Origin of the sequence: Bacillus alveayuensis, from assembly GCA_030812955.1 — a bacterium.
GTDB lineage: Bacteria > Bacillota > Bacilli > Bacillales > Aeribacillaceae > Bacillus_CB > Bacillus_CB alveayuensis.
The window spans coordinates 1-6,277 of sequence record JAUSTR010000043.1; the positions used below are offsets into that span (position 1 = coordinate 1).

General features: G+C 31.2%; 6 protein-coding genes. 5 read left to right on the forward strand and 1 reads right to left on the reverse strand.

Annotated features, from left to right (window positions below; genetic code table 11):
- The first annotated feature begins 365 nt into the window (after positions 1–365).
- From J2S06_RS15900 to J2S06_RS15920, 5 genes are all read left to right on the forward strand, one after another.
- A complete protein-coding gene (locus J2S06_RS15900; protein WP_419152949.1) occupies positions 366–953 on the forward strand; it encodes a recombinase zinc ribbon domain-containing protein in 588 nt (195 codons plus the stop codon).
- Positions 954–1,875: 922 nt separating this feature from the next.
- Complete coding sequence (locus tag J2S06_RS15905) at positions 1,876–2,832, forward strand: S8 family peptidase (protein WP_419152945.1); 957 nt, start codon at positions 1,876–1,878, stop codon at positions 2,830–2,832.
- Positions 2,813–3,718 carry an SAR2788 family putative toxin gene (locus tag J2S06_RS15910; RefSeq protein WP_419152946.1) on the forward strand — a complete coding sequence of 302 codons (906 nt, stop codon included), beginning with the start codon at positions 2,813–2,815 and terminating at the stop codon, positions 3,716–3,718. Before J2S06_RS15905 ends, J2S06_RS15910 begins: the two co-directional genes overlap by 20 nt.
- Positions 3,694–4,185, forward strand: a complete 492-nt coding sequence (locus J2S06_RS15915; RefSeq protein ID WP_141603098.1) for a DUF7878 domain-containing protein — start codon at positions 3,694–3,696, stop codon at positions 4,183–4,185. Before J2S06_RS15910 ends, J2S06_RS15915 begins: the two co-directional genes overlap by 25 nt.
- A gap of 86 nt (positions 4,186–4,271) precedes the next feature.
- Positions 4,272–4,943: a recombinase zinc beta ribbon domain-containing protein gene (locus tag J2S06_RS15920; protein WP_419152947.1), complete on the forward strand. Its 672-nt coding sequence runs from the start codon at positions 4,272–4,274 to the stop codon at positions 4,941–4,943.
- A gap of 162 nt (positions 4,944–5,105) precedes the next feature.
- Here J2S06_RS15920 and J2S06_RS15925 read toward each other — a convergent pair whose 3' ends face one another.
- Positions 5,106–6,071: a 3'-5' exonuclease gene (locus J2S06_RS15925; RefSeq protein ID WP_419152948.1), complete on the reverse strand. Its 966-nt coding sequence runs from the start codon at positions 6,069–6,071 to the stop codon at positions 5,106–5,108.
- Positions 6,072–6,277 lie beyond the last annotated feature (206 nt).

Here is a 6,277-nt window from a genome sequence, read left to right on the forward strand (position 1 = left end):
TCTATGACCATTATACAAGATTTGGGGAGGTGCTTCTTTTTTAATTTCTTGAACTCGTTGGAGGACAAGGGCTAAGAATTATGAAATTCATTCATTAATATCTTTATTTTTATTATTATTAATGTTTTCGTCATTGATAATAATATCGCTATGATTAATATTATTAGAATTGTTTTCGTTATCATTTGCGATAACAGCTGAAAAAACTCTTTCAGATAGGCATTGACTCGTTCAACGGCAGTCCGACGCTTGTAAATGTTATCCCAAGCTTTGGATCCACGGGCTGAATCAATGACTCTAGCAAAATTCCCACCATATTCAGGGGAAAATATATTACAGCACCCAAATTACATCTTTTTACCAACATTCTCTATTGTGCTGACTGTGGTACGGGAATGTGGTTTCGTAGCAATCGAGACGGCTATATTTGTGGAGCTTATGCCCGTCATGGGAAAAAGGCTTGTACCGCCCACACGATAAAAGAGGATTTTCTAAAAGAAACGATCCTAGATGACATCCAAACCTTAATTCAACAAGTTGATACAGAGAAATATATAAAGAAGATGGAGAGAAAATCGAAAAGTACAAAATCGGATTCTCAAAAGAAAATCAATAAGATTAACAAACAGATAGATGTTTTAAAAAATCGAAAAAGAAAATTCATCAACCTGTTAGCTGACGGAATCATTACCTATGAAGAATATCAGGAGAGTATTGAAGCAACAAACAAGGAATTAACTGAATTAATGGAACAGAAAAATGAACTTCTTACATTGATGGAAAGCGAAGATGTAATTGAAACGATTGAAAAGCTCAAAAAGGAATTACTTCAATTCCTAAATTTCGATGAATTAACTGGGGATATTCTTCATCGACTGACTAATCGAATCGAGGTAAAAGAGGACGGTACACCGATTATTCATTATCGATTTGCCACACCAAAAATTGAATAGAGGCAAGAAAGAAACCTTATCTTGCCTCATTTTTTCATTTTTGTGTATTCAAAAAATAAATCTCCTATTCCACCCCCCTCAAACCCGCATTCCACCGTTCGAGTTAAAATAGAAATTTCCGACCGAACCCCCATTTTGACGAATTTCCGGATCAAAAATGACCGTTTTTTCCCGCTTTTTATCGCATTTTTTTCAACTTTTTTCGAGAGTTAAAATAGAATTTTCCGATATTGGAAAGCAGAATATTGGAGATAAGATAATGGAGAAAAGAGTTAAAAGTTAAGATAAAAACATTGGATAAGTATTGAATTATTATTGGATGAGATGCTGGATAAACCCAGTAATACCAATGGGTTAAGAACAGAACTGTATTGAAAAGATATTGGAAAAAGCATAAAAAAACTCGGGCTCCCTATTGGAAAATACCCGAGAAATTATTGGATTTATATCGGAAATCGGAAGTTTATTTTTTAACTAAAACCGGCTCGGAATCGGAAGTTTATATTTTAACTCGGAAATTTATATTGTTGCGTTACATAGGAAGAATTAAGATAATTAGAAACAAAAATACATACTTTCCTCACAAATCACAGTAATTATCAACTATCTATTTTTGAAAATAGACATTATCAACATGCTTAGGAATAATATATTGCGAATTTCCCTCTATTATCCTTTGGCACGAGGAAAGGATTAACAAAGAAATCTGAGGTTTGGTCATCTGAATACCAAACAATTTATTACAGTTTAGTACATAAAATATTCCAATTTGTTATTTGTTGACAAAAATTTTAAATATTTGGTATTATATAAATCGATAATATTGCCCTGTTTTTTAAATTTAAATAAAGGGGGGAGATTTTCTAATATTTTTCAGTAACTCCAAGATTATTAAGTCTAATATTAGAAGGTATTGGAGGAAATGATTAAAAACATTAAGTATCTATTATTCCTCTTGCTAGTACTTTTTATTATCATACTGACTATTAGTGTAGTTAGAAATAACAGCATAGACATTGTTGGCAATGAGGTAAAAACTATTAAAAAACAGAAGATTGACAATTGGGCTATTAATCTTGTTGGATCGAATCCAACGATGGATACTGATCCTATAAAAATTGCAATCTTAGATAGTGGTATCAATAAGACGCACAAAGAATTTGAAGGCTTATCTTTCAAAGAATATAACTCAATTACTCCTGGCGAGAACATTAAAGATGAATTCGGGCATGGTACTGCAGTAGCTGGAATTATTGCTGCGAAAGGAATTGAGACCACCGGTATTCTAAAGAACGTTATACTTTACGACGTAAAGGTACTTGATGAAAAAGGACGAGGGAAAATTGAAGATGTGATTGAAGGTATTGAATGGAGTATAGCACAAGAAGTTGACATTATTAATATTAGTTTCGGTTTTTCAAGCGACAAAGTGGAACTTAAATCCGCCATAGATAAAGCTATTGAACAGGGAATTATCATCACTGCGGCTGCAGGAAATACTCTTGGTCTAACGATAGATTATCCAGCTCAATATAATAATGTTCTATCCATCTCTTCTTTTGATGAAGAATTTAAACTTGATCCTTTTTCCGGTATAGGGAAAGTTGATTATTCTGCTCCAGGTGTTGAGATTGTATCTACAGATAACAAAGGTGAATACTCAACATTTTCAGGAACATCATTTGCTACGGCTTACGCAACTGGTGTCATTGCTTCAATTTTGAATGAAAGCGATTCAAATTATAATGCTAATACCATTAGAGAAAAACTCTCCCATTATGTTGTGAAACTAGGGGAAAAAGAACACTTTGGAGAAGGCTTTCTAACATTACAAAAAGAAAGGGTAGAGGAGATTTTAAATGAAAAAGAACTTGATTAAACTATTAGTTGCTACACTTTTGTTCAGTAGTATTGCTGGATTTGCTCCATCTGCATTTGCAGAAGAAACAGAAGTTCCCTCGAATCTAGAGAAAGTTTTAGAAAATGCAGAACAAATTGATGTGAATTTTAATGAAAAAGTTGAGGAAGTTTCAAGTACTGATGATACAACAGTATATGAAGTAACCGCAAATGAATTAGGAGTTAACAATGACTCCTTTGAAATGGTAGTTGAAGAATCCTCTAAACAAGAGATAACTGTAAACTCTGAGTTAGAAACAGGAGATTTGTCATTTGAATCCGAACTTTACATTAATATTGATACCGGTGAAATGTATGTTACCGAAGAACAAATATCCGAAACTGGAGAAGTGACAAAAACAACATACGACATGTTTTTCACAGAAATCGAAGGTGAAGATTTCATAGCATACTTAATTGATAGAAACTCTGGTGAGCTTTTTGAAATCAATACTATTGATGCCCAGGCTTCAGCTATTCCAGTTCTTGGTTTAATAATAAAACAAGGTGCGAAATGGGCTATTAAAAAGTATGGAAAGAAAGCATTGATTAGTGCCTTTGGAAAATACGCATTGAGTAATGCAATTAAAAACGTTGCTAAATTCACAGTAAAGAATAAGCACTTAAAAGGTGATAAAAGAAATTATGCTAAATTTAACACAAGTAGCCAATCTACTGCTAGAGGATGGGTTAAAGAAGCATTACAAAAAGCGAAAGTTTCTAGTTTTGATATAAATGATAGTGATAAGTTATCATTTAGATTCGATGTCAACTTAGGAAAAAAAGTTGGAACAAAAGGTGAAACAAAAATAAGAATAGTGATAGGATATGATGGTAAGATATGGACAGCATTTCCAGTAAAATAACTTTTGAATACAAATTTGTAAGTGATAAAGGAATTATTTCGAATAGAGATAAAAGTGATGTTCCTACCATATTAGCTGTAGAAGCTACACTTACAATAAAAATCAATAATGAATTATACTTTGAAACAGAACTTGCTATTTTAGAATTCTATAAAGCATTATACGAATGGAAAAACAGAGTCACAGATGAACATACTCCAGAATTCCATTATTATACGATTGAATATGACGATTATGAAGATGGTGCTATTCTGTCTTTAATTCCATTTTCAAATAAAGCAAGAGTGAAATCTATTTGGGCAGAGCAAGATTTGTACAATGTTTTTGATTTAGACTATATCGTAAGGGAATTTATTCAATTAGAGCAAAATCTAAAACGAGATATAGAAAATTACTTTGGAATCGAATTGAAAAAATTCATAAAACATATCCCTTTGATGAAAGGTCCTTATTCGGATGATTATTAGCAAATAAAAGAGAGACTTGAATTAAACAAGTCTCTCTTGCTCTTTTCAAGAAAATATTAATATTAATAGGTTCTATACTAATTGAAATGTTTAATACAGTACAGGAGTTAATCATCTCAAGAAGTAGAATTCGTCCTCAAGCAGAGGTTCATCTTTTTACGAATACCCTTTTCTGTGCAGATTGTGGCCGAGGGATGCATTTTAAAAAGAACCGTAAAGGATATGTATGCGGAAACTTTAACAAATATGGCAGCAAGGCATGTTCTGACCATTTTATTAAAGAAAGAGAGCTAGAAGAAATAATCCTGAATGATATAAAGAGTTTTGCACAGCGAATGGATTTAGATAACCTTATCGACCGAGTGATAAAGCAGTTAGAATCTGATACAAAAAATAATACAACCCGTTTAAGCCAAGTTGAACAGAAAATTGAAAAACTCAAAAAACAGAAAGTGCAGTTAACCTCATTGTTTGCCGATAACAGTATTGATATTGAAGAATACCGCTTAACAATTGAAGAAATCAATAAAAAAATTGATCAATTGATGCCCGATAAACTGAAATTAGAAAAATTTAAAGAACAATCCAAACGGGAACAAAAGAATATGAAACAACTAAAAAAAGAATTAAAAGAATATATACATTTCAATCAATTAACCCCTGAGATGCTTCACCGTTTGGTTGATCGAATCGAAATAAAAGAAGACGGTTCACCGAAAATTTATTATCGGTTTGCAAATGATTTTTTAAATGAATAAAGGATATAGGAAAAGCCCGTTTCATTGATTTTCAAAAACGAGCTTTTCCAAAGAATTATTTTTTTATAAGCAACACACAACACTCCACGTGGCTTGATTGGTAATCGCAGATATATTGATGTAGCAGTGTTACCTTAAAATTTTATTTTATAACTCAATCAATTAAACACTTACTGTTTCATTAGTTTGTTTTATGTTTATTCCCGGTAGCCTTAATAGACAACTAATATTTGTTTCAGGTTGAAAATCTTCGCTTACAAAACTTCGCTGACTTGCAGTAAAAAATACTTCTTTCTTTGCCCTTGTTACTGCAACATAAAACACACTAAGTTCTTCTAAAAATTCTACTTCATTGGTTTCATTTACACTAAATATACAATAATCACCAAATATACAATTATTACGATTGCACAATCCGTGATAATTTGGAAATTGATTTTTTTCCATGTCAGGCAAAATAACATAATCCCATTCTAATCCTTTTGCTCCATGTACAGTGGTAACAATAACATTATCATCTAAAATATCAAGGTTTTGTCTTAATGACTTGTTCATAAATGTATCCATAATTATTCTGTATTTATCGGAATTTTGAAGACCCTTAAATTCATTTACAATTTTTTCTAGGAAAGAATGTAAAAGTTTAAACAATGAATTATTCATTGCATCAGAAACATCGTTATATTCTTTTTTTATTTCGTTTAAATAAAATTCAATATTTTTCTTTGAGAGATTTCTATTCTTCTCTATAAATATAGAGTAAAACTTATTCAAGCAAGTTTCATGAAATCTAATATACCGCTGATCCTCATCTGTAAATAATCCAAAAAAGAATTTTATATCTTTATATTTTAATGCTTCTAAAATCAAATTGACGTTGGGTCCGCGTTGTTTCACTAGTATTGCTATTTTACAGTTGATATTCTTTGATTGTAATTCTCTAATTTTTTTAACAATACCAAAAGCTTCTTCTATTTGATTCTTATATAATTTGAAATTGACATTAGAGTCTTTTTTTATTGATGGATTAATAGGTCTCTTTGCATTTTCTCTAATATTTTTTTCAAGCAATAACATTTCATCATTATTTTCAAATCTATAGTTTTTTTCCAGTGCAATGTATTCCATATCGAACAGCTCTAATGTTAAATCTATAAGATTAGGTATAGCTCCTATGAACCCATAAATTCTTTGTAACGAATCTCCTAAAAAAACTAATTTACTTTCTTTATTAATTAAGATTCTTCATCACTTTTGGTGATTTTACAGTAAAAAAGAAAACATTTTAGAATTCCTGGCAATAATGTTAGCTAGCACACCACATTAATTAGGAG